This window comes from Methylobacterium sp. 17Sr1-1, from assembly GCF_003173775.1.
Taxonomy (GTDB): domain Bacteria; phylum Pseudomonadota; class Alphaproteobacteria; order Rhizobiales; family Beijerinckiaceae; genus Methylobacterium.
This window is the reverse complement of sequence record NZ_CP029552.1, coordinates 885,001-902,901: the sequence shown is the minus strand read 5'-3', so window position 1 is coordinate 902,901 and position 17,901 is coordinate 885,001. Positions and strand designations below refer to the sequence as shown.

Annotated in this window: 17 protein-coding genes (1 of these 17 only partly in view); 3 read left to right on the top strand and 14 right to left on the bottom strand. The window is 70.1% G+C overall.

The features are described from left to right. Positions 1 to 57 precede the first annotated feature (57 nt). Positions 58 to 1,356 carry an MFS transporter gene (locus tag DK412_RS04115; RefSeq protein WP_109970911.1) on the top strand — a complete coding sequence of 433 codons (1,299 nt, stop codon included), beginning with the start codon at positions 58 to 60 and terminating at the stop codon, positions 1,354 to 1,356. A gap of 38 nt (positions 1,357 to 1,394) precedes the next feature. Here the strand turns inward: DK412_RS04115 and DK412_RS04110 are convergent, their stop codons facing one another. From DK412_RS04110 to DK412_RS04095, 6 genes are all read right to left on the bottom strand, one after another. Further along, positions 1,395 to 2,132: a class I SAM-dependent methyltransferase gene (locus DK412_RS04110; protein ID WP_109970910.1), complete on the bottom strand. Its 738-nt coding sequence runs from the start codon at positions 2,130 to 2,132 to the stop codon at positions 1,395 to 1,397. A gap of 77 nt (positions 2,133 to 2,209) precedes the next feature. Beyond that, positions 2,210 to 2,347 carry a hypothetical protein gene (locus DK412_RS30530; RefSeq protein ID WP_204165492.1) on the bottom strand — a complete coding sequence of 46 codons (138 nt, stop codon included), beginning with the start codon at positions 2,345 to 2,347 and terminating at the stop codon, positions 2,210 to 2,212. Positions 2,348 to 2,495: 148 nt separating this feature from the next. Further along, on the bottom strand, positions 2,496 to 2,642 hold the full coding sequence (locus DK412_RS29955; protein ID WP_162596085.1) for a hypothetical protein: 147 nt from the start codon (positions 2,640 to 2,642) through the stop codon (positions 2,496 to 2,498). A 256-nt stretch (positions 2,643 to 2,898) separates the two neighbouring features. Then, the gene (locus tag DK412_RS04105) at positions 2,899 to 3,462 is read right to left on the bottom strand and encodes a hypothetical protein (protein ID WP_109970909.1); all 564 of its coding nucleotides are present in this window, start codon (positions 3,460 to 3,462) and stop codon (positions 2,899 to 2,901) included. Positions 3,463 to 3,582: 120 nt separating this feature from the next. Continuing rightward, entirely contained in the window at positions 3,583 to 4,233 is a 651-nt protein-coding gene (locus DK412_RS04100; protein ID WP_109970908.1) for a DUF2155 domain-containing protein, read from the bottom strand. 151 nt (positions 4,234 to 4,384) lie between these two features. Further along, the gene (locus tag DK412_RS04095) at positions 4,385 to 4,801 is read right to left on the bottom strand and encodes an NADH:ubiquinone oxidoreductase subunit NDUFA12 (protein ID WP_109970907.1); all 417 of its coding nucleotides are present in this window, start codon (positions 4,799 to 4,801) and stop codon (positions 4,385 to 4,387) included. 506 nt (positions 4,802 to 5,307) lie between these two features. On the opposite strand from DK412_RS04095, the gene DK412_RS04090 reads away from it, so the two are divergent. After that, on the top strand, positions 5,308 to 9,048 hold the full coding sequence (locus tag DK412_RS04090; protein ID WP_109970906.1) for a vitamin B12-dependent ribonucleotide reductase: 3,741 nt from the start codon (positions 5,308 to 5,310) through the stop codon (positions 9,046 to 9,048). Positions 9,049 to 9,293: 245 nt separating this feature from the next. Here the strand turns inward: DK412_RS04090 and DK412_RS04085 are convergent, their stop codons facing one another. The 8 genes from DK412_RS04085 to DK412_RS04050 all read right to left on the bottom strand — a co-directional run bounded on the left by DK412_RS04085 (position 9,294) and on the right by DK412_RS04050 (position 17,262). Next, positions 9,294 to 9,812, bottom strand: a complete 519-nt coding sequence (locus DK412_RS04085) for a hypothetical protein (RefSeq protein WP_109970905.1) — start codon at positions 9,810 to 9,812, stop codon at positions 9,294 to 9,296. Between the two features lie 344 nt (positions 9,813 to 10,156). After that, entirely contained in the window at positions 10,157 to 11,482 is a 1,326-nt protein-coding gene (locus DK412_RS04080; RefSeq protein WP_109970904.1) for an FAD-binding oxidoreductase, read from the bottom strand. Further along, positions 11,475 to 12,239, bottom strand: a complete 765-nt coding sequence (locus DK412_RS04075) for an amino acid ABC transporter ATP-binding protein (RefSeq protein ID WP_109970903.1) — start codon at positions 12,237 to 12,239, stop codon at positions 11,475 to 11,477. The genes DK412_RS04080 and DK412_RS04075 overlap by 8 nt, the downstream gene beginning before the upstream one ends. Then, the gene (argH, locus tag DK412_RS04070; RefSeq protein WP_109970902.1) at positions 12,236 to 13,735 is read right to left on the bottom strand and encodes an argininosuccinate lyase; all 1,500 of its coding nucleotides are present in this window, start codon (positions 13,733 to 13,735) and stop codon (positions 12,236 to 12,238) included. The genes DK412_RS04075 and argH overlap by 4 nt, the downstream gene beginning before the upstream one ends. 62 nt (positions 13,736 to 13,797) lie before the next feature. Continuing rightward, a complete protein-coding gene (locus DK412_RS04065; protein ID WP_109970901.1) occupies positions 13,798 to 14,517 on the bottom strand; it encodes an amino acid ABC transporter permease in 720 nt (239 codons plus the stop codon). A gap of 12 nt (positions 14,518 to 14,529) precedes the next feature. Beyond that, positions 14,530 to 15,192: an amino acid ABC transporter permease gene (locus tag DK412_RS04060; RefSeq protein ID WP_109970900.1), complete on the bottom strand. Its 663-nt coding sequence runs from the start codon at positions 15,190 to 15,192 to the stop codon at positions 14,530 to 14,532. 85 nt (positions 15,193 to 15,277) lie between these two features. Then, positions 15,278 to 16,120, bottom strand: coding sequence for a transporter substrate-binding domain-containing protein (locus DK412_RS04055; RefSeq protein WP_109970899.1), 843 nt, complete (start codon positions 16,118 to 16,120; stop codon positions 15,278 to 15,280). Beyond that, complete coding sequence (locus DK412_RS04050; RefSeq protein ID WP_109970898.1) at positions 16,117 to 17,262, bottom strand: pyridoxal-phosphate dependent enzyme; 1,146 nt, start codon at positions 17,260 to 17,262, stop codon at positions 16,117 to 16,119. The genes DK412_RS04055 and DK412_RS04050 overlap by 4 nt, the downstream gene beginning before the upstream one ends. Positions 17,263 to 17,344: 82 nt before the next feature. Between DK412_RS04050 and DK412_RS04045 the strand changes: the two genes are divergently transcribed. Beyond that, a protein-coding gene (locus DK412_RS04045; protein WP_109970897.1) for a LysR substrate-binding domain-containing protein crosses the window boundary here: on the top strand, positions 17,345 to 17,901 show its 5' portion. Its footprint extends 355 nt past the window's final position; only the first 557 of its 912 coding nucleotides appear in the window; its start codon is at positions 17,345 to 17,347; its stop codon lies beyond the right edge, outside the window.

The following is a 17,901-nucleotide window of genomic DNA, read 5'->3' as shown; positions in this document are numbered from 1 at the left end:
AACCGCAGTAAGGGGCCTCCGGGGCACAAGGACAAGAACGCTCCGGAGGACACCACGATGACACCTGACGTGAGCAGCGGGAGCGATCTCACCCGCCGCCAATGGAAGATGACGCTGCTCGCGAGCCTCGGCGGCGGGCTCGAATACTACGACTTCATCGTCTACGGGATTTTTGCGAAGGACATCGCCGCCGCGTTCTTCCCGGCGAGCGATCCCGTCGCGGCCCTGAGCCTGTCGCTGGCGGTGTTCGCGGTCGGCTACCTCGCCCGGCCGCTCGGCGGCCTGGTGCTGAGCCATTTCGGCGACCGCTACGGCCGCAAGACCGTGTTCGTGGTCACCGTCTTCACCATGTCGGCCTGCACGCTCGGCATGGGCCTCGTTCCTCCTTACGCCTCCTGGGGCGTCTGGGCGACCTTGCTCCTCGTGACGTTGCGCTTCGTGCAGGGGCTGTGCATCGGCGGCGAGCTCCCCGGCGCCATCACCTTCGTGGTCGAGACCGCCTCGCGCCGCCCCGGCCTCGCCTGCGGCATCGTCTTCTGCCTCGTGAACGGCGGCGTGCTGCTCGCCGCCCTCGTCAACCTCGCCCTGCAATCCTGGCTGCCGGCGGCCGCCATGGCCGAGTACGGCTGGCGCATCGCCTTCCTGTTCGGCGGCATCGTCGGGCTCGTCAGCTTCGTGCTGCGGCGCTCGCTGGAAGAGACGCCCGAGTTCCTGCGCCTTCAGCACCGCGCCGCCCGCCGGCCGATCGGCGAGGTGCTGCGCGATCATCGCCGGGCGGTGCTCCTCGGCATCGGCGTGGTGGCGCTGACGGCCGGCTTCAACGGCATCCTGTTCGCCCACATGCCGGCCTACCTGATCCAGGTGCTGAAGTATCCGCCGCGCGAGGTGGCGCTGGCGATGAACGTCGCGCTCTTCGCCATGTCGGCTTCGCTGCTCTTCGCCTCGTTCTTCGCCGACCGGGTGCCGCCGCGCCGCCTGATGCAGGCCTCAGGCCTGATCGTCCTGATCGGGGTGATCCCGGCCTACCAGGTGCTGGCGCGGGGCGGGGCGAACCTGTTCGTGGTGCTGCCGCTCCTCACCATGGCGGTGGCCGGGGCCAATGGCAGCTTCGCCTTCCTGCTCGCCGGGCTCTTCCCGACCCGGGTGCGGTTCAGCGGCGTCGCGCTCTCGCTCAATATCGGCTTCACCCTGCTCAGCGGCCTCGGGCCGCTCGTCGCCAACGCGCTCATCGGCGCCACGGGCTGGGCGGCGGCGCCGGGCCTCATCATCGCGGCCTCGGCGCTGATCGGGCTCGTGGTCGCGAGCCGGCTCTCCGACCGGCCTGCGACGCTCGCCGAGGCGGTGCCGGCCGCCTGATCCGGAACGGACCGCCCGGGCACCGGGCGGTCCGGCGCTCACGGAGCGTCCGGAGCCCGCCGGGCGATCCAGGCGCCCCAGAACAGGCTGGAGAAGAACCGCAACGGCGGGCCGAAGCCGCTCTCGCGCAGCAGGTCGGCCACCGCCTGCTCCGAATGCGGCGGGTCCGCCCCCTGCAGAATCTTCGCGCGCTTCGCCGCGACCTCGTCGGGCCCGGCGCCCTGCTGGCGCCAGCGCTCGCCCCAGGCGGCGAGCAGCAGCGGCTGACTCGCGTAAGCCTGATGGTTGCCGGCGAGGATCAGCGGCGCGCCCGGCGCCAGGCGCCGGGCGATGTCGCGCAGAATGGCCTGCTTCGCCCCATCGCCGGGCAGGTGGTGGAGGACACCGATCAGGGTCGCGGCGTCGAAGGCCTCGCTCTCCGGCAGGTCGGCGACCGTGCCGCGCACGACCGCCGTGCGCTCCGTCAGCCCCCTCTCCTCCAGCCGGGCGACCGCCAGCGCCAGCATCGGCTCGGACGGATCGACCGCGGTGAAGCGCCAGCGCGGCTCGAGCGCCGCCGCGGTGACGATCTCCTTGGCGCCGCCGCCGGCGCCCGCCACCAGCACCCGCGCGTCGCGGCCTGAGCCGATGGCGGCGGCCAGCATGCAGGCGGAGAGCTCGTGGCAGGCCTCGTAGCCGGCAAGCGCGATGCGGCTCTGCTGCTCGTACTCCGCGGCGCGGGAGCCGTCGAATTTCTGGGCGGCGTCGGTCTGGGCGGGGTCTCGCGCGGCGCTCACGGGGCGGGCTCCGGTCAGGGAACGGGTCCGCGAGTTGGACCCGGTCGGCGCCGGCGCGCAAGCCGAAGCCGGTCGCCTCAGCCCTCCGGATGCCGCTCGCGCCAGCGCGGGCCGGGGCCGCGCATGTAGTGCAATTCGGGGCGGTAGGGATCCATGACCTCGGCGATGAGATCCCGCCAACGCTGGGTGAGGCGTCCGACGAAAGCCATCAGCATGGAACCGTCCTCCTGCGCGCGAACCTGAGTCGCTATCGAACCACGCACGGATCGTGCCGGCTGTTTCTTGCGAAACTCTTGCAGGGAAATCTGGTCCGAAGCTGGGGCGAGAGTGCGACGGCGGCGTGGAGGGCTGAAGGCAGGATGCCTATGGAAGAATGCCGGCGAGCTTCAGCCCGCCCGCGGCGATCACCGCCAGCACCACGCCCCAGAGGTCGAGGGGCATCGCCGCCCACCAGGCGGTACTCTCGGCGTCGGGCAGCGGCGCATCCTGCGCCCGTGGGATGTCGCGCATGGTCGTCTCCCTTGGGCCCGCATCCTCCGGGCGCCCGTCTCGTGCGGGCATCCCTGCCTCAGCGTACAGCAGGACGCCGAGAGCCGCAGCAGAAAGACGTGAAATCGATCACGAGCTGGCGCCCAAAGATGCGCCGTCGGCTTGCATGTGCCCATGATGCGGGCGGCCACCCCGGATGAGAGCACGATCAATCCCGACAGGCTTCGTGGATGTCGGATGCCGCGCGGGCTTCACGGGGCAGGTGCCGGACACGCCGTCACGGCACCTCGTCGGGCTCGGGCGGCACGCCATACACGCGGGTGTAGATCTCGGCCGTCGGGTCGACCTCGACCGCCCCGGTCTCCCCGGGGCCGTAAGCCCCCACGACCGCGAAATGCCAGGCTTCCTCGAAGCCGACCACGTCGACGCGCAAGGCCGGAAAGCGTCGGTGCAAAGCCTCGAACACCGGAGTCGGAAAGCTCCACGCCGTCGCCAGGACGAACTCCAGTGTCGCGCCGCCCGCACCGTCGTCGGTCCGCGCCAACTCGTCGTAGGCGTCCGCGTTGCGCTGCGTGCCCCAGTGTTCCAGAGCCCACGCGGTCCGCTCGGGGCCGTCCGCCAGCGTGCCCGGCATCGGCAGGATGCGGTTGAAGTCGAATGTCGAGGGCGGCGAGGGGCGCTGCTCGGGCGCGGTCCGTCCCAGCAGGGCGCGCAGCCGAGCCACGAGGCCCGCGTAGGGAGGCTCGTGGAGCGGCGGATCCTCGACCATCAGGGCCCGGAAAGCCACCACGTCGGCCGAGGATCCGCGGACCTTGCAGCGCGCCGTCACGTAGTTGGTCATCGCTGAGGATCCCTGCCGGCGCGGTGCAGTTCCCGTCGTCTCGGGCGCACACGACGAGCGTCACGGGCCTCGCGGCGTGCCGTCCGGGGAAGTCGACCCATCCCCGGCACGACCCGCGCCTCAGCGCGGGTTCGGGTTCATCGGGTCGGCGCCGGGCGGCGGGGTGTCGTTGGTCGGGAAGAAGCGACGCGACGGCGACTGGCGCGGCTGGACCGGCGTGCCGCGCAACGGCTCGACATCGACCTGGCCCTGGCGGTTCACCTGGCGCGAACGGGGCGCCTCCTCGCCGCGGGCCTGCTCGCGGCGCTTGCGGCCCTCCGGCTTCGCGGCGGCCACCGGCGCATCCTCCTGCTCCTTCGGCTCGGCCACGATGTCGGTGCCGCCTTTGCAGTCGACCAGCCACACGTCGTAGATCGGATGCTCGATCGCGTGCAGGCCCGGGCTCGAGGCGAACATCCAGCCGGTGAAGATCCGGCGGTACTTGTTCTCGAGGGTGACCTCGTCGACCTCCAGGAAGGCCGTCGTCTTGGCGCTCTCGGTCGGGGGCCGCGTGTAGCAGACCCGCGGGGTGAGCTGGAGCGCGCCGAACTGCACCGTCTCGTCCACCGCCACCTCGAAGGAGACGATGCGGCCGGTGATCTTGTCGAGGCCGGAAAACACCGCGGTCGGGTTGCGGATCTTGTCGGCCCAAGCCGGCGCGCTCGTGCCCAGGAGGGCACCGCCGAGGAGCAGGAAGGCGCCCGCGGCGCGGCGTGCGGTCATGCGGCTCAAAACCCAGTCGCTCCCGGCTCGAAGTTCGGCAGGCCTTACCCGGCCTCTCGCGCCCGAAGGAAGCGGGCGCGCGGGCCCCGTCGGCCCGCCCGCGATAGACACAAGGAGGATGGTGGAAAAAGGGCGGGTCGGCTTACTCGCCGGGGATCACTTACTCGCCCGGCACCCACGGCACGTAGTCGCCGGTCGCCGCCGGCCGCTGGCCGTAGGAGAGCTGCGAGCCCCGCGGCCGGTAGGCCGCCACCGTCCCGGTGAGGTTCTCCTCGTGCGGCTTCTGCCACTCGCGCGGGACGTAAGATTCCTCGGAGGGCGGCACGTCGGTGGCGTGGCAGAGCCAGCCGCGCCAGCCGGGCGGCACCTTCGAGGCGTCGGCGTAGCCGTTATAGATCACCCAGCGCCGCTCCGAGCCGACCGAGGCGTCGATCAGCGGGCCTTGCGCCCGGTAGTAGCGGTTGCCGAACTCGTCCTCGCCCACGAAGCTGCCGCGGCGCTTGGTGTAGAATTCCAGGCTGACGGTCGAGCCGCTCCACCAGGTGAAGATCCGAAGCAGGGTGTCTTTCAGCGCCATCGCGACCGTCTCTGGGACCTGAGGCCCTCGGGAACGGGGGGAAGCCCCCCTCAACTCGCGCGGGACTATGGTGAGAGGACTCCCGGATGTCCAGCGCGTCCCGCGCCGCAGCACGATTCCTGTGCGCGGGGCGCTCCCGCCCCCGGCGCGGGGCCCCGATTCGCAACGACCTGTGAACAAATCGGTGGTCGGATGCTGCGCCGGCTGTGAACCGGCACCGGTCTTGGGCCGATTCCGCCAAGCCGGGCGCGAGCTTAGGCGGAGGTTCGCCGCCATCCACAGGATTCCGCCCTCCACCACAACATCTAGCGAGGAACGGAGTCCGTCGACACTAGTTATTGACGTGGGGCTGCCATGGTCGGTAGTTTCCAGGCTGACAGGACGGGCGGCCCCGAGGGGCTGAAGGCTCGTCCACCTCAACCCGAGCGTCCCCGCCCTTCCTTGTAACCGGCGGACCCCGCTGTCATGCGGGCGGTCCCCGGCTGTTCGTGACCGGAGAGTATCCCATGCGGTTCGAGCGTCGCATCACCACCGCGGGGCAATCGCCCTATGCCAGCATCCCGTTCCGCAAGGCCGTGAGCGAGATCCGCAATCCGGACGGCTCGGTGGTGTTCCGCCTCGACGGCATCGACGTGCCGGAGGCCTGGAGCCAGGTCGCCTGCGACGTGCTGGCCCAGAAGTACTTCCGCAAGGCCGGCGTTCCGAAGGCGCTGAAGAAGGTCGAGGAGAACGGCGTCCCGTCGTTCCTGTGGCGCTCGGTGCCGGACGAGGCGGCTCTGGCCGCCCTCCCCGAGGGTGAGCGGACCGGCTCCGAGACCTCGGCGACGCAGGTCTTCGATCGGCTGGCCGGCTGCTGGACCTACTGGGGCTGGAAGGGCGGCTACTTCTCGAGCGAGGAGGACGCGGCCGCGTTCCACGACGAGCTGCGCGCGATGCTCGCCCGCCAGATGGTGGCGCCGAACTCGCCGCAATGGTTCAACACCGGCCTGCACTGGGCCTACGGCATCGACGGTCCGGCGCAGGGCCACTTCTACGTCGACTACAAGGCCGGCGAGCTGACTCAATCGGCGACCGCCTACGAGCACCCACAGCCCCACGCCTGCTTCATCCAGTCCGTCGCCGACGACCTCGTCAACGAGGGCGGCATCATGGACCTGTGGGTGCGGGAAGCCCGCCTGTTCAAGTACGGCTCGGGCACCGGCTCGAACTTTTCGCGGTTGCGCGGCGAGAACGAGAAGCTTGCCGGCGGCGGCAAGTCCTCGGGCCTGATGAGCTTCCTCAAGATCGGCGACCGGGCCGCCGGCGCGATCAAGTCCGGCGGCACGACGCGGCGCGCCGCCAAGATGGTGATCGTCGACATCGATCACCCCGACGTCGAGGCCTTCATCGACTGGAAGGTCAAGGAGGAGCAGAAGGTCGCCGCCCTCGTCACCGGCTCCAAGGTGGTGTCGAAGCACCTCAAGGCGGTGATGAAGGCCTGCGTCAACTGCGAGGCCGCCGGGGACGCCTGCTTCGATCCCGACCGCAACCCGGCGCTGAAGCGCGAGGTCAAGGCCGCCCGCAAGGCGATGGTGCCGGACGCCGCGATCAAGCGGGTGATCCAGTACGCCCGCCAGGGCTACACCGACATCTCCTTCCCGATCTACGACACCGACTGGGATTCCGAGGCCTACCTCACCGTCTCGGGCCAGAACTCGAACAACTCGGTTTCGCTGACCGACGACTTCCTGCGCGCAGTCGACCGGGACGCTGACTGGACGCTGACCCACCGCACGAGCGACAAGGTGGCGAAGACCGTCAAGGCGGCCGAGCTGTGGGACAAGATCGCGGAGGCCGCCTGGGCCTCGGCCGATCCCGGCCTGCACTTCAACACCACGATGAACGACTGGCACACCTGCCCGGCGGGCGGGCGGATCCGGGCCTCGAACCCGTGCTCCGAGTACATGTTCCTCGACGACACCGCCTGCAACCTCGCCTCGGCGAACCTGCTGGCGCTCTACGACCGCGGCGCCAAGCGCTTCGACGTCGAGGGCTACGAGCACCTGTGCCGGCTCTGGACCGTGGTCCTCGAGATCTCGGTGCTGATGGCGCAGTTCCCGAGCCGCGAGATCGCCGACCTCTCCTACAAGTACCGGACACTAGGCCTCGGCTACGCCAATATCGGCGGCCTCTTGATGACCATGGGCTTGCCCTACGATTCCCGTGAGGGCCGGGCGCTGGCCGGTGCACTGACGGCGATCATGACGGGCGTGTCCTACGCCACCTCGGCCGAGATGGCGAAGGAGCTCGGGCCCTTCCCGGCCTACGAGGAGAATGCCGACGCGATGCTGCGGGTGATCCGCAACCATCGCCGGGCCGCGTACGGCGAGGCGGAAGGCTACGAGTTCCTCAACACCAACCCGGTGCCGCTCGACCATGCCGGCTGCCCCCAGGGCGAGCTGGTGGAGCACGCCAAGACCGCCTGGGATCGGGCCCTGCAGCTCGGCGAGGAGCACGGCTACCGCAACGCGCAAGCCACCGTCATCGCGCCGACCGGCACGATCGGCCTCGTCATGGATTGCGACACCACCGGCATCGAGCCCGACTTCGCGCTCGTGAAGTTCAAGAAGCTCGCCGGCGGCGGCTACTTCAAGATCATCAACCGGGCGGTGCCGGATGCCCTGCGCAGCCTCGGCTACCGCGAGGCCGAGATCGCCGAGATCGAGGCCTACGCCGTCGGCCACGGCTCGCTCGGCCAGGCCCCGGCGATCAACCCGGGCTCGTTGCGCGCCAAGGGCTTCACCGACGACAAGATCGCGGCGGTGGAAGCGGGCTTGAAATCGGCCTTCGACATCAAGTTCGTGTTCAACCGCTGGACCCTCGGCGAGGATTTCCTCACCCAGACCCTGAAGGTGCCGGCAGACAAGCTCGCCGACCCGTCCTTCGACCTGCTGACCTTCCTCGGCTTCAGCCGCAAGGACATCGAGGCCGCCAACGTCCATATCTGCGGGGCGATGACGCTCGAGGGCGCGCCGCACCTCCGGCCTGAGCATTACCCGGTCTTCGACTGCGCCAATCCGTGCGGCCGGATCGGCAAGCGCTACCTCTCGGTCGAGAGCCACATCCGCATGATGGCGGCGGCGCAGCCCTTCATCTCGGGGGCGATCTCCAAGACCATCAACATGCCGAACGACGCCACGGTCGAGGATTGCAAGAACGCCTACCGGCTGTCCTGGACCCTGGCGCTGAAGGCCAACGCCCTCTACCGCGACGGCTCGAAGCTGTCGCAGCCCCTCAACTCGGCCCTCATCAGCGACGAGGCCGACGAGGAGGAGGATGCGGTCGAGGCCCTGCTGGCCATGCCGGCGGCCGCCAAGACCGTCGCGGTGACGGAGAAGATCGTCGAGCGCATCGTCGAGCGCGTCGAGCGCCTGCGCTCGCAGGAGAAGCTGCCGAGCCGCCGCAAGGGTTATACCCAGAAGGCCAAGATCGGCGGCCACACCATCTTTCTGCGCACCGGCGAGTACGACGACGGGCGGCTCGGCGAGATCTTCCTCGACATGAACAAGGAGGGCTCGGCGCTCCGGGCCTTCATCAACAACTTCGCGATCTCGGTCTCGCTCGGCCTGCAATACGGCGTGCCGCTGGAGGAGTACGTCGACGCCTTCACCTTCACCCGGTTCGAGCCGGCCGGCTTCGTCCAGGGCAACGACGCGATCAAGAACGCCACCTCGGTGCTCGACTACGTGTTCCGCGAGCTGGCGATCTCGTATCTCGGCCGCAACGACCTCGCCCATGTCGACCTCTCGGAGATCGGCACCACGGTGACCGGCGGCGTCGCCCCGACGAAGCCTGCCACCTCGGACTCGGTCCCGGCGAACAACGTCGTGTCGCGCGGCCTGCTGCGCGGCTCGGGCGATCGGCTGACGCTGATCCATGGCGGTCCCGGCGGCACCACCCCGGGCGTCGCGGCGCCGAGCACGGGCCAGACGGCGCCGGCCGGCGGCAGCGTCCACGCGGTGCGGGGTTCGGTGGCGTTGAAGACCGAGCCGACGCTCGCCGGCCGGGTCGAGGCGCTGGTGGAATCCCTCCCCTTCGCCAAGCCGGATCCGGCCGCCGCCGGCCGGTCCGTCTCGGACCGCCGGGCGGAGGCGAAGATGAAGGGCTATGTCGGCGAGGCCTGCCCGGAATGCGCCAACTTCACTCTGGTGCGGAACGGGACCTGCCTGAAGTGCGACACCTGCGGTTCGACGACCGGGTGCAGCTGAGGCGCGACCGGCCCGGGCGGCGAGCGCCCGGGCCGGGTCGAGACGGCGTGATCTGACCACCAACGGCAGGCGAGCCTCGCGGCTCGCCTGCCGTGATGATTCGAGGGGACGACGACGCGCTTGTCGGGTGCTCGCCAAGTCCCCCGTTCGCCTGTCCGACTTGCTCGGCAGCGCTGATACCCTCAGGGTCCAAACCCAATCAGGGCCGTTGGGGGTGGGAAGCGGACGGTGGCTTTGGCTGTCGATCAACTCCGGACGATCCCACACCGCGTGATCCAGTGCTGCGGTAAGACGTTTGCCCCCACGTTCGGCGGCACCACGAAGAATGCCATCTTCCGATAGCTCCAGGCGTAGGGCGTGCATCCCTTGAGCGCCACCGTGTGCAAGAAAAACTGGAATTCCGAAGGGGCCTCGCGGATGGATGTGAAGAAGGATTGCTCTTCGACCTCGTCCGCGCCGAAGGCGAGAACCGCGCGATGCCTGATCCCGTCCGCGTAGAGACCTACGACCGCGGTTGGCAGGAGAACGGCAAGGATCACGAACACCAAAGGCCGGAGGAGAGCCGTGACCGTGTTTTTGAGGGGTCTCGCGAAGATCAAGGCCGATGCCGCGACGCAGAGGAGAGCGATCACCCGCCAGTGAGGGACGCCGAGCCTATCTGACCAGAATGTGGCGAAGGCGATCGGTTGCAACGGATTGCCGAACAGCACCGCCGTCGCCACAACATAGGCGAGTGCGGCCAGCAGAAGCCTTGCGATGAGCATTTTGAGCCGGTTTCGCTGCCGCGGTCGCTGAAGCGTTGCCTGTAGCAGAAGGCGCTATCGCGCGCGTCACTTACGTGTCCGTTTGGGGTCGAAAGCAGGCACCCAAGCGGTCAAGCTGATTGGGTTTTGACCCCAGTGTCATCCCGGAGCCGCGTAGCGGAAGCCGGGATCCATAACCGCTGACGGTTGAGGTTGAGACGGAACGCTCTCCACCTTTTCCGTTATCCTCGGCGGTTATGGATCCCGGGTTCTCGACTTCGTCGAGCCCCGGGATGACGTGGAGAGTTGGTAGTCTGTGCGCAGGATCAATCGAGGGGAAGAATCAGAAAGACTTCGACACGCCATCACCGCCCCGCGAACCGATGCTCCACCGCATCCCGCAGGTGGTACCACCCGCTCACCACCGGCAGGAACCACGGCTTGCCGTCGTAGAACGGCACCGGGACCCGCGGGAAGGACGGCGCGTCGAAGGCGCTCGGACGGTTCTGGCGGCCCAGAAGCTTCAGCGCCGCCTGGTGGCCGAGATAGGTCATCAGCGCCACGCCGTTGCCGTTGCAGCCGACCGCGAAATCGACGCCGTCCTGCCGGCCGAGATGGGCGAGCTTGTCGGCGGTCATGCCGACCTTGCCGCTCCAGCAATGCGTCACCTGCACCGCTGCGAGTTGTGGCCAGACCGCCCGCATCAGGGCGTGCAACTTGGGCGCGGCCTCGCGCTCCGGCACGGTGAACATCCCCGGCCGGCTGCCGAACAGGAGCCGCGTGCCGTCCGGCGAGGGCCGGGCGTAGATCAGCTCGCGGCGCGAATCGGTGATCATCCGCCGGCCCGGATTGATCTCGTCCATCAGGGCCCGCGGCAGCGGCGCGGTGGCGATCTGGTAGCTCCGTACCGGCACCACCCGCTGGCGCAGGTAGGGGCTCGCCCGGTCGCTGTAGCCGTTGGTGCCGTAGAGGACATGCCGGGCCCGGATCCGGCCGCGCCCGGTCTCGACGGCGTAGAAGCCATCGCCCGACGGCTCGACCGAGAGCACGGGCGCGTGCGAGCGCAGGGTCGCGCCGTGGCGCCGGGCGAGGCCGCGCAGGGCCCGGTGGTACTTGCCCGGATGCAGGCCGCCGTAATCGTCGATGACGATGCCGCCGTGGTAGAAATCGGTCCGGGTCACCTCGTGCTGGCGGCTCTTCGGGATCTCGTGGACGGTGACTCCCGTATGGCGCGCCAGCAATTCGCCGTTGCGGCGCAGGCGGTCGTAGTGGCGCGGCACGTAGGCCGCGAAGTAGCGGCCGACCACGCCGAGATCGGCGTCGAGGGCTTCCTCGCGGATCAGCGTCTTCAGGTGCTCGTAGGACGAGAGCGAGTCTTCGAGCAGCCGCGCCATGCGGGCGGCATCCACCCCCTTGATCGCGCCGCCGATCACCAGCTTCTGGCCGCTCGACACCATGCCCCCTGAGCGGGTCGAGGCTCCGGCGCCCAGCTCCTCGGCATCGACCACCGTGACCGATACGCCGTTGCGGGCGAGCTCCGCCGCCGCCGAGAGGCCGCAATAGCCGGAGCCGACGACGAGCACGTCGGTCTCGTCGGGCAGCGGGTCGCGGGCGGTCTCCGGGGCGGCGGCGTCCCACCAGTACGGATCGGTGGTGAAGCCCTCGGCGAGGAGGGCGGCCGGATCAGGCATGGAGGGCCTCGGGGGTACGGCGAAGGGAGGAGAGGAAGCTTTTCGTGCGCGCGTGCCGCGGGTCGCCGAAGAGGGCCGAGGGCGGTCCCTCCTCGACGATGGCGCCCTCGGCCATGAAGACGACGCGGTCGGCGACCTCGCGGGCAAACCCCATCTCGTGGGTGACGACCACCATCGTGGTGCCGTCGCGGGCGAGCCCGCGCATCACGTCGAGGACGTCGACGATCGTCTCCGGGTCGAGGGCGGAGGTCGGCTCGTCGAACAGGATCGCCTTCGGCCGCATGGCGAGCGCCCGCACGATCGCGACCCGCTGCTGCTGGCCGCCCGAGAGGGCACTCGGAAAGTCCTCCGCCTTGTGGGCGAGGCCGACCCGGGCGAGGAGCGCTCTGGCCTGCGCCTCGGCCTCCTCTCGCGACAGGCCGAGCCGGCGCATCGGCGTCAGCGTCATGTTGCGCAGGACCGTGAGGTGCGGGAACAGGGCGTAGTCCTGAAACACCATGCCGATCTCGGTCCGCAGGCGCTGCCAGGCGCCCTCGTCGCCAAGATCGACCGACCGGCCGGCGACGCGCAGGCTCCCCGAATCCGGCCGCACCAGCCCGTTGATGCAGCGGATCAGGGTGCTCTTGCCCGACCCGCTCGGGCCGATCAGCACCACGACGCTGCCGGCCGCGACGTCGAGCTCGATGCCGTGCAGGGCCCGGAACGCACCGAAGTTTTTGGTGAGCCCGCGCAGGGAGATGAGGGGTTCCGCATTCATGCGGCGAGCTCCCGCACGGCCCGCTTGAGCGCGTCGCGCGCCGCCTGGAGCTGCGTGCGCCGGGCGACGAGGGCGGCGCGGCGCGCTTCGAGCCGGCCTTGCGCCGCCTCGACGCTGCGGGCCACCGCCTCCGGCGCCGGTCCGCCCGGCAGGGTGCGGGCGGCGACGCTTGAGCCCGGATCGAGGCTTCGCCGCACGGCCTCGTCCGGGAGGTGAAGCGCCCGGCCGGCCTCGCTGAGGGCCGCCGCGTCGACCATCGCGGGCGTGATGCCCTCGGCCGAGAGGCCCGCATCCATCGCCGCCCGCACCACCGCGCCGACGACGTGGTGCGCCTCGCGGAAGGACAGGCCGGCCTCGCGCACCATCAGGTCGGCGAGGTCGGTGGCGGCGCAAAAGTCCTCGGTGACGCGCCGGCGCATCAGGGCGGCGTTGGGGCGCGCGGTCGCGATGACGAGGTCGAACAGGGACAGGCAGCGCAAGGTCTCCTCGCCCGCCTCCCACACGCCGCGCATCGTCTCGCGGTTGCCGTCGATGGTGTTGGTGAAGTGCGTGCCCTTCACGGCGCTCGCCGCCGCCACGTAGAGGCCGAGCATCTGGCCGGCCTTGCCCTTCAGATGCTCCAGCACCACCGGGTTTTTCTTCTGCGGCATGATGCTGGAGGTGCCGGTGACGCGGTCGGGAAACTCGATCGTCTGGAACTCGTGCGAGACCAGGACGTGGTAATCCTGCGCCACCCGGCTCCACCCGATCGCCACTTGCGACAGGCCGGCCAGGATCTCGAGCCCGAAATCGCGGGTCGCGACGGCATCGAGCGCGTTCTCGACGAGCCCGTCGAAGCCGAGGCTTTTGGCCAGCATCTCCCGGTCGATCGCGAAGGCGGTGCCGGCGAGCGCGCCGGCCCCGAGCGGGCTCGCATTGGTGCGCGCCCAGGCATCCGACAGGCGGCCGAAATCGCGGGCGAGGGACTGCGCCACCCCGGCGAGGTAGAAGCCGTAGGTGACGGGCTGGGCCGGCTGGAGATGGGTGTAGCCGGGCATCACCACGTCGCGGAAGCGATAGGCGCCGTCCAGCGCGTGCTCCTCGACCGAGAGCAGGGCCTGGCCGGCATCGAGCAGTAGGTCGCGGGCCCGCATCCGGTCGAGGGCCGAGGTCAGGTCGTTGCGGCTGCGGGCGATGTGCATCCGCCCGCCGGCATCCGCGCCGATCAGCCGGATCAGCTGCGCCTCGTAGTTGAAGTACGAATCCTCCCGCTCGGGATCGAGGGGGACGGCGCCGGGCCCCTCCTCCTCCATTCGCAGCAGGCCCGCCGCCAGCGCCCGCGCCGCCGCCGGACTGACCAGGCCGCAGGCCGCGAGCATCAGCACGTGGGCCTGGTTGAGGTCGGTCATGTGGGCGAACACGGCCTGGAAGTCCCGCGCCAGGCGGGGCGCGTAGATGTGCTCGCACACCTCCGGCGCGACCGGCTCGGTGAGCCGGCGGCTGACCTTCGATTCCATGGCGGAGACCCTTTTGTTAGATCTTTGGACCACGGCCGGCCACGGGCCGGTCGCTGCGGCGATCAGGGAAGCTGCGGGGCGGGTGCGCGGGCGGCGGCGGCCGCCTCGGGAGCGGGGCGGCTCTGGGGCCGGCCGAGACGCCGCTCCAGCCAGCGGCCGAACCAGGACAGGCCGGAGCAGATCACGAAATAGGTGACGAGCACGGCGCCGTAGACGAGGAAGGCCGGGTTCCAGCCCTCCATCATCGTGGTGCGCTCGACGATGATCTGCCCGACCTTGAAGAACTCGCCGACGCCGACGAGGGCGCCGAGCGACGTCGCCTGGATCAGCAGCGTCAGCAGCCCGACGAAGGGCGGCAGGATGGCGCGCAAAGCCTGCGGCCCGGTGATGAAGCCGTAGACCTCCCAGGTCTTGAGGCCGAGGGCGGCGGCGCTCTGCCACTGGTGGCGCGGCACGGCGTTGAGGCCGCTGCGCACGATCTCGGCGCCGTTGGCGCTGCCCCACAGCGACAGGCCGACCGTCACGGCCCAGAACGGCGTCAGGTCGAGCCCGGCGAGCGGCGCCACGAAGAACACCAGGAAGATGTTCACGATCAGCGGGATGTCGCGAAACAGCTCGACCCAGACCCGCACCAGGATCCGCAGGGAGCGGAAGCGCAGGGTCGCGAGGACGCCGAGGATCCCGGACAGGAGAGTGACGAAGAGGAGCGTGGTGAGCGAGAGCGCCAGCGTCATGCCGAGGCCCTGGAGGATGAAGGGCAGGTTCTTGACGAGGAGATCCATGAACCAATCTCCTCAGTGCCGGAACGGCGCGTTGAGCCGGAGTTCGAGCCGGCTCGCCAGGAACGACAGGACGAGGACCAGGGCGAGGTAGATCACGCAGATCGCCGCGAACATCTCGAGCGTGCGAAAGTCCATCGAGATCCGGTCGATCGCCACGTAGGTGAGCTCGGCGAGGCCGATCGCCTGGAGGTAGGAGGAGTTCTTCAGGAGCGAGATCGCGGTGTTGAGCATCGCCGGCAGCGCCACCCGGATCGCCAGCGGCGCCGCGACGAGGTGGAAGAACCGCCACGGCGTGAGCCCAAGGGCGTAGGAGGCCTCGCGCAGGCCCTTGCCCACGGTCGCGAGGCCGCCGCGCAGGTTCTCGATCTGGTAGGCGCCGGCCCACACCGTCAGGCAGAGCACGCCCGACCAGAACAGCGACAGCTTCAGGCCGATGCCGGGCAATCCGTAGAAGATGAAGAACAGCTGCGCCAGCATCGGCGTGTTGCGGATGAACTCGACATAGGCCGCCACGACCCGGTCGAGCACCGGCACTTCGAGCACCCGCACGGCCGCGCCGAGGAGGCCGACCAGCACCGAGAGCACGATCGACAACAGGCTGACCTGGACCGTGAGCCACAGGCCGCGCATCAGCGCGGGCCCCTGCGCCGCCAGGTAGGCGAGATCGAAATCCATGCCGGCATCCCTCGGTGTCGGAGGCGGCCGCCGCGGGCCGCCCGGCTCAGGGGTTCAGCGCGTCGTCTTCAGCGCATCTTGGGCGTCAGCGCGCGGTCGGCTTCGGCTTGGTGAAGGCGTCGGCGTAGAAGGGACGCAGGTCGGCGGGCACCCACTTGTCGACCCACTTCGCGTAGAGCCCCTCCGCCTTCATCCGGGCGAGCGCCGCATCGACATAAGCCATCCACTCGGGGTCGTTCTTGCGCAGGCCCGCGGCGGCGTCCGTGACCGCGAAGGCCTCGCCGACGAGGCGCAACGACGGATCCTTGGCGGCGACCACCACCAGCGTCGCGGCATCGTGGGTGTAGGCGTCGCCGCGGCCCTGCTTGAGCGCCTGGAGCGCGTCGGACGCCGTGTTGAGCCGCAGGGTCTCGACCTTCGGCATGGTGTCCTCGAACCACTTCGCCTGGGTCGAGCCCTTGAGCATCACGACCGTCTTGCCGGCGACGTCGTCGAGCTTCCTGATCGGGCTGTCCTTGGCCACCAGCATGTCCGAGCCGCCCCAGCGATAGGGCTTCGAGAAGTCGATCACCCGGGCCCGCTCCGGCGTCACCCCGAGGGTCGCGATCAGGATGTCGACCTTCTTGCCCATGAGCTGCGGGATGCGGTTCTCGGCGGTGACGCAGGTCAGCTCGATCTTGTCGGCCGAGCCGAAGGCCCAGGCGGCGATCTGGACCGCCATGTCGGTCTCGATGCCGGAGAAATTTCCGGACTCGTCCTTGTAGCCGTAGGGCGGCTGGTCGCAGCGCACCCCGGCCCGTAGCATGCCCGCGGCCTGGATCGCCTTCGGCAGCGGCGGCAGCGCCTGGGCCGCCGCGGCGGTGAGGCCCGCGGCCATGAGGGCGGCAGAGACGAAGGCGGTGTGCGCGAGGTGCCGCAGCAAGGTCATCGGGTTCCCCTCCGGTCGATCGGCGGTGTGTGGTTCAGCGGGACGCCGTCATCCATCGCTCCGGCGCCCGAGCCGGTGAGCAGGGCGACGGCGTGGCGGCCGGCGAGCGCCCCCTCGGCGCCAAGCACGAACAGGGCCGCGACGCTCGCGGCGGCGGACAGTTCGGCGTGGAGGCCGGCCCGGCCGAGGCGCCTCTGCGCCGCCCGCGCGGCCTCGTCGTCCACGACGATGGCCGTGCCGCCGCTCTCGCGCAGGGCATGGAGGGCCTGGAATGTCACCGTGTCGCCGCCGATCGAGAGCTGCGCCGTCTTGCCCGGAAACGACTCGCGGTAATCGGCCCCGGCGAGGACGCCGGCGAGGCGCGGGAACGGTTCGACGGCGACGAGACGCGGCATCCCGTGCCCGAGCTCCTGGAAGCCGAGGAGCAGCCCCGACAGCAGGTCGCCCCGGGCGCACGGCACGACGACGAAGTCGGGCAGGCCCGAAGCGGCGATCTCGGCCGCGAGCACCTTGTAGCCGGCGATCCCGAACGGGTTGGTGCCGATGGCCGGCCGCCGGTAATTGGTCGCCGCGAAGGCCCCGTCCGCGACGCGCCGCCCGACATGCTCCCAGCGTGCCGCACTGTCCGGGACCTCGACGAGCCGGGCGCTATAGGCCTGGATCGCCCGGCGCGCCCCGGCCGGCATGGAAGGGGTCGTGGCGATCTCGGCCGGCAGCCCCGCCCGCGCCGCGTAGGCCGCGAGCGACACGCCGGCATTGCCGCTCGACGCCGCCACCACCAGCGGGGCGCCCAGCGCGCGGGCCCGGGCGAGAAGCGGGGCGCTCATCCGGTCCTTGTGCGAGCCGGTCGGATTGCACCATTCGAGCTTCAGGGACAGCCGACCGAGACCCGCCTCCGCGGCGAGGTCAGGAGCCTCGATCTGCGGTGTTCCGCCCTCGCCCAGCGAGATGCCGTCGGTCGAGGGCAGGACGATCCGGCCCGATGCTGCACCGCGAAAGACGAGCCGCAGGTTCGCCGCGTGACCCTCCGCCGCGCAAAGCGGGCATCCGCCGTCGTCATCTCCGAGGGGGAGCGCGAGATCGCAGCGCAGGCAGGCGAACCCGCTCGGAGACTGCCTCTGTATGTCGCGTTGCTCGACCATGGGACGCAGTGTGCGAGCGTCCGGCTATCTGGTCAAATGCTGGTTTCTGCGCATGCTATTCACCAGTGATATGGGGTGATGCATGAACCTGAGGCAGGTTGAGGCCTTCCGCGTCGTGATGCTGCGCGGATCGATGACGGCGGCGGCACAGGCCCTGCGGACGTCGCAGCCGAGCGTCAGCCGGCTCATCGCGGATCTGGAGGCGGCGACCGGCCTCACCCTCTTCGAGCGCCAGGGCGGACGCCTGCGCCCGACCGACGAGGGCTTGTCCTTCTACCGCGAGGTCGAGCGCAGCTTCCTCGGACTCGAGAACCTCGCCCAGGCCGCGCGCGACATCCGGGTGTTCGGCAGCGGGCGCCTGCGGATCGCGGCGATGCCCGTGATGGCGCTCGGCTTCATCCCGCGCTGCATCCGGCGCTTCCGCGCGCAGTTTCCGACCGTCGCGATCTCCCTGCAGATGGGCAGCGACGGCACGGTGATGCGCTGGATGTCGGCGTCCTATTGCGACATCGGCTTCATGGCCAACATCGTCGAGACGCCGTTCATCGAGTACCGCCCGCTCTACGCGATCCCGGGCCTGTGCGCCCTGCCCCCGGGCCACCGGCTGGCGGACCGCGCCGTCATCGTGCCGGAGGACCT

Coding starts and splice junctions, on each gene's coding strand:
- DK412_RS29955 (WP_162596085.1), bottom strand. CDS start 2,642: ATGCGCGACATCCCACGGGCGCAGGATGCGCCGCTGCCCGACGCCGAG.
- DK412_RS30530 (WP_204165492.1), bottom strand. CDS start 2,347: ATGCTGATGGCTTTCGTCGGACGCCTCACCCAGCGTTGGCGGGATCTC.
- DK412_RS04050 (WP_109970898.1), bottom strand. CDS start 17,262: ATGGTCGAGCAACGCGACATACAGAGGCAGTCTCCGAGCGGGTTCGCC.
- DK412_RS04090 (WP_109970906.1), top strand. CDS start 5,308: ATGCGGTTCGAGCGTCGCATCACCACCGCGGGGCAATCGCCCTATGCC.
- argH (WP_109970902.1), bottom strand. CDS start 13,735: ATGGAATCGAAGGTCAGCCGCCGGCTCACCGAGCCGGTCGCGCCGGAG.
- DK412_RS04055 (WP_109970899.1), bottom strand. CDS start 16,120: ATGACCTTGCTGCGGCACCTCGCGCACACCGCCTTCGTCTCTGCCGCC.
- DK412_RS04065 (WP_109970901.1), bottom strand. CDS start 14,517: ATGGATCTCCTCGTCAAGAACCTGCCCTTCATCCTCCAGGGCCTCGGC.
- DK412_RS04105 (WP_109970909.1), bottom strand. CDS start 3,462: ATGACCAACTACGTGACGGCGCGCTGCAAGGTCCGCGGATCCTCGGCC.
- DK412_RS04080 (WP_109970904.1), bottom strand. CDS start 11,482: ATGCCTGATCCGGCCGCCCTCCTCGCCGAGGGCTTCACCACCGATCCG.
- DK412_RS04075 (WP_109970903.1), bottom strand. CDS start 12,239: ATGAATGCGGAACCCCTCATCTCCCTGCGCGGGCTCACCAAAAACTTC.
- DK412_RS04060 (WP_109970900.1), bottom strand. CDS start 15,192: ATGGATTTCGATCTCGCCTACCTGGCGGCGCAGGGGCCCGCGCTGATG.
- DK412_RS04095 (WP_109970907.1), bottom strand. CDS start 4,801: ATGGCGCTGAAAGACACCCTGCTTCGGATCTTCACCTGGTGGAGCGGC.
- DK412_RS04085 (WP_109970905.1), bottom strand. CDS start 9,812: ATGCTCATCGCAAGGCTTCTGCTGGCCGCACTCGCCTATGTTGTGGCG.
- DK412_RS04115 (WP_109970911.1), top strand. CDS start 58: ATGACACCTGACGTGAGCAGCGGGAGCGATCTCACCCGCCGCCAATGG.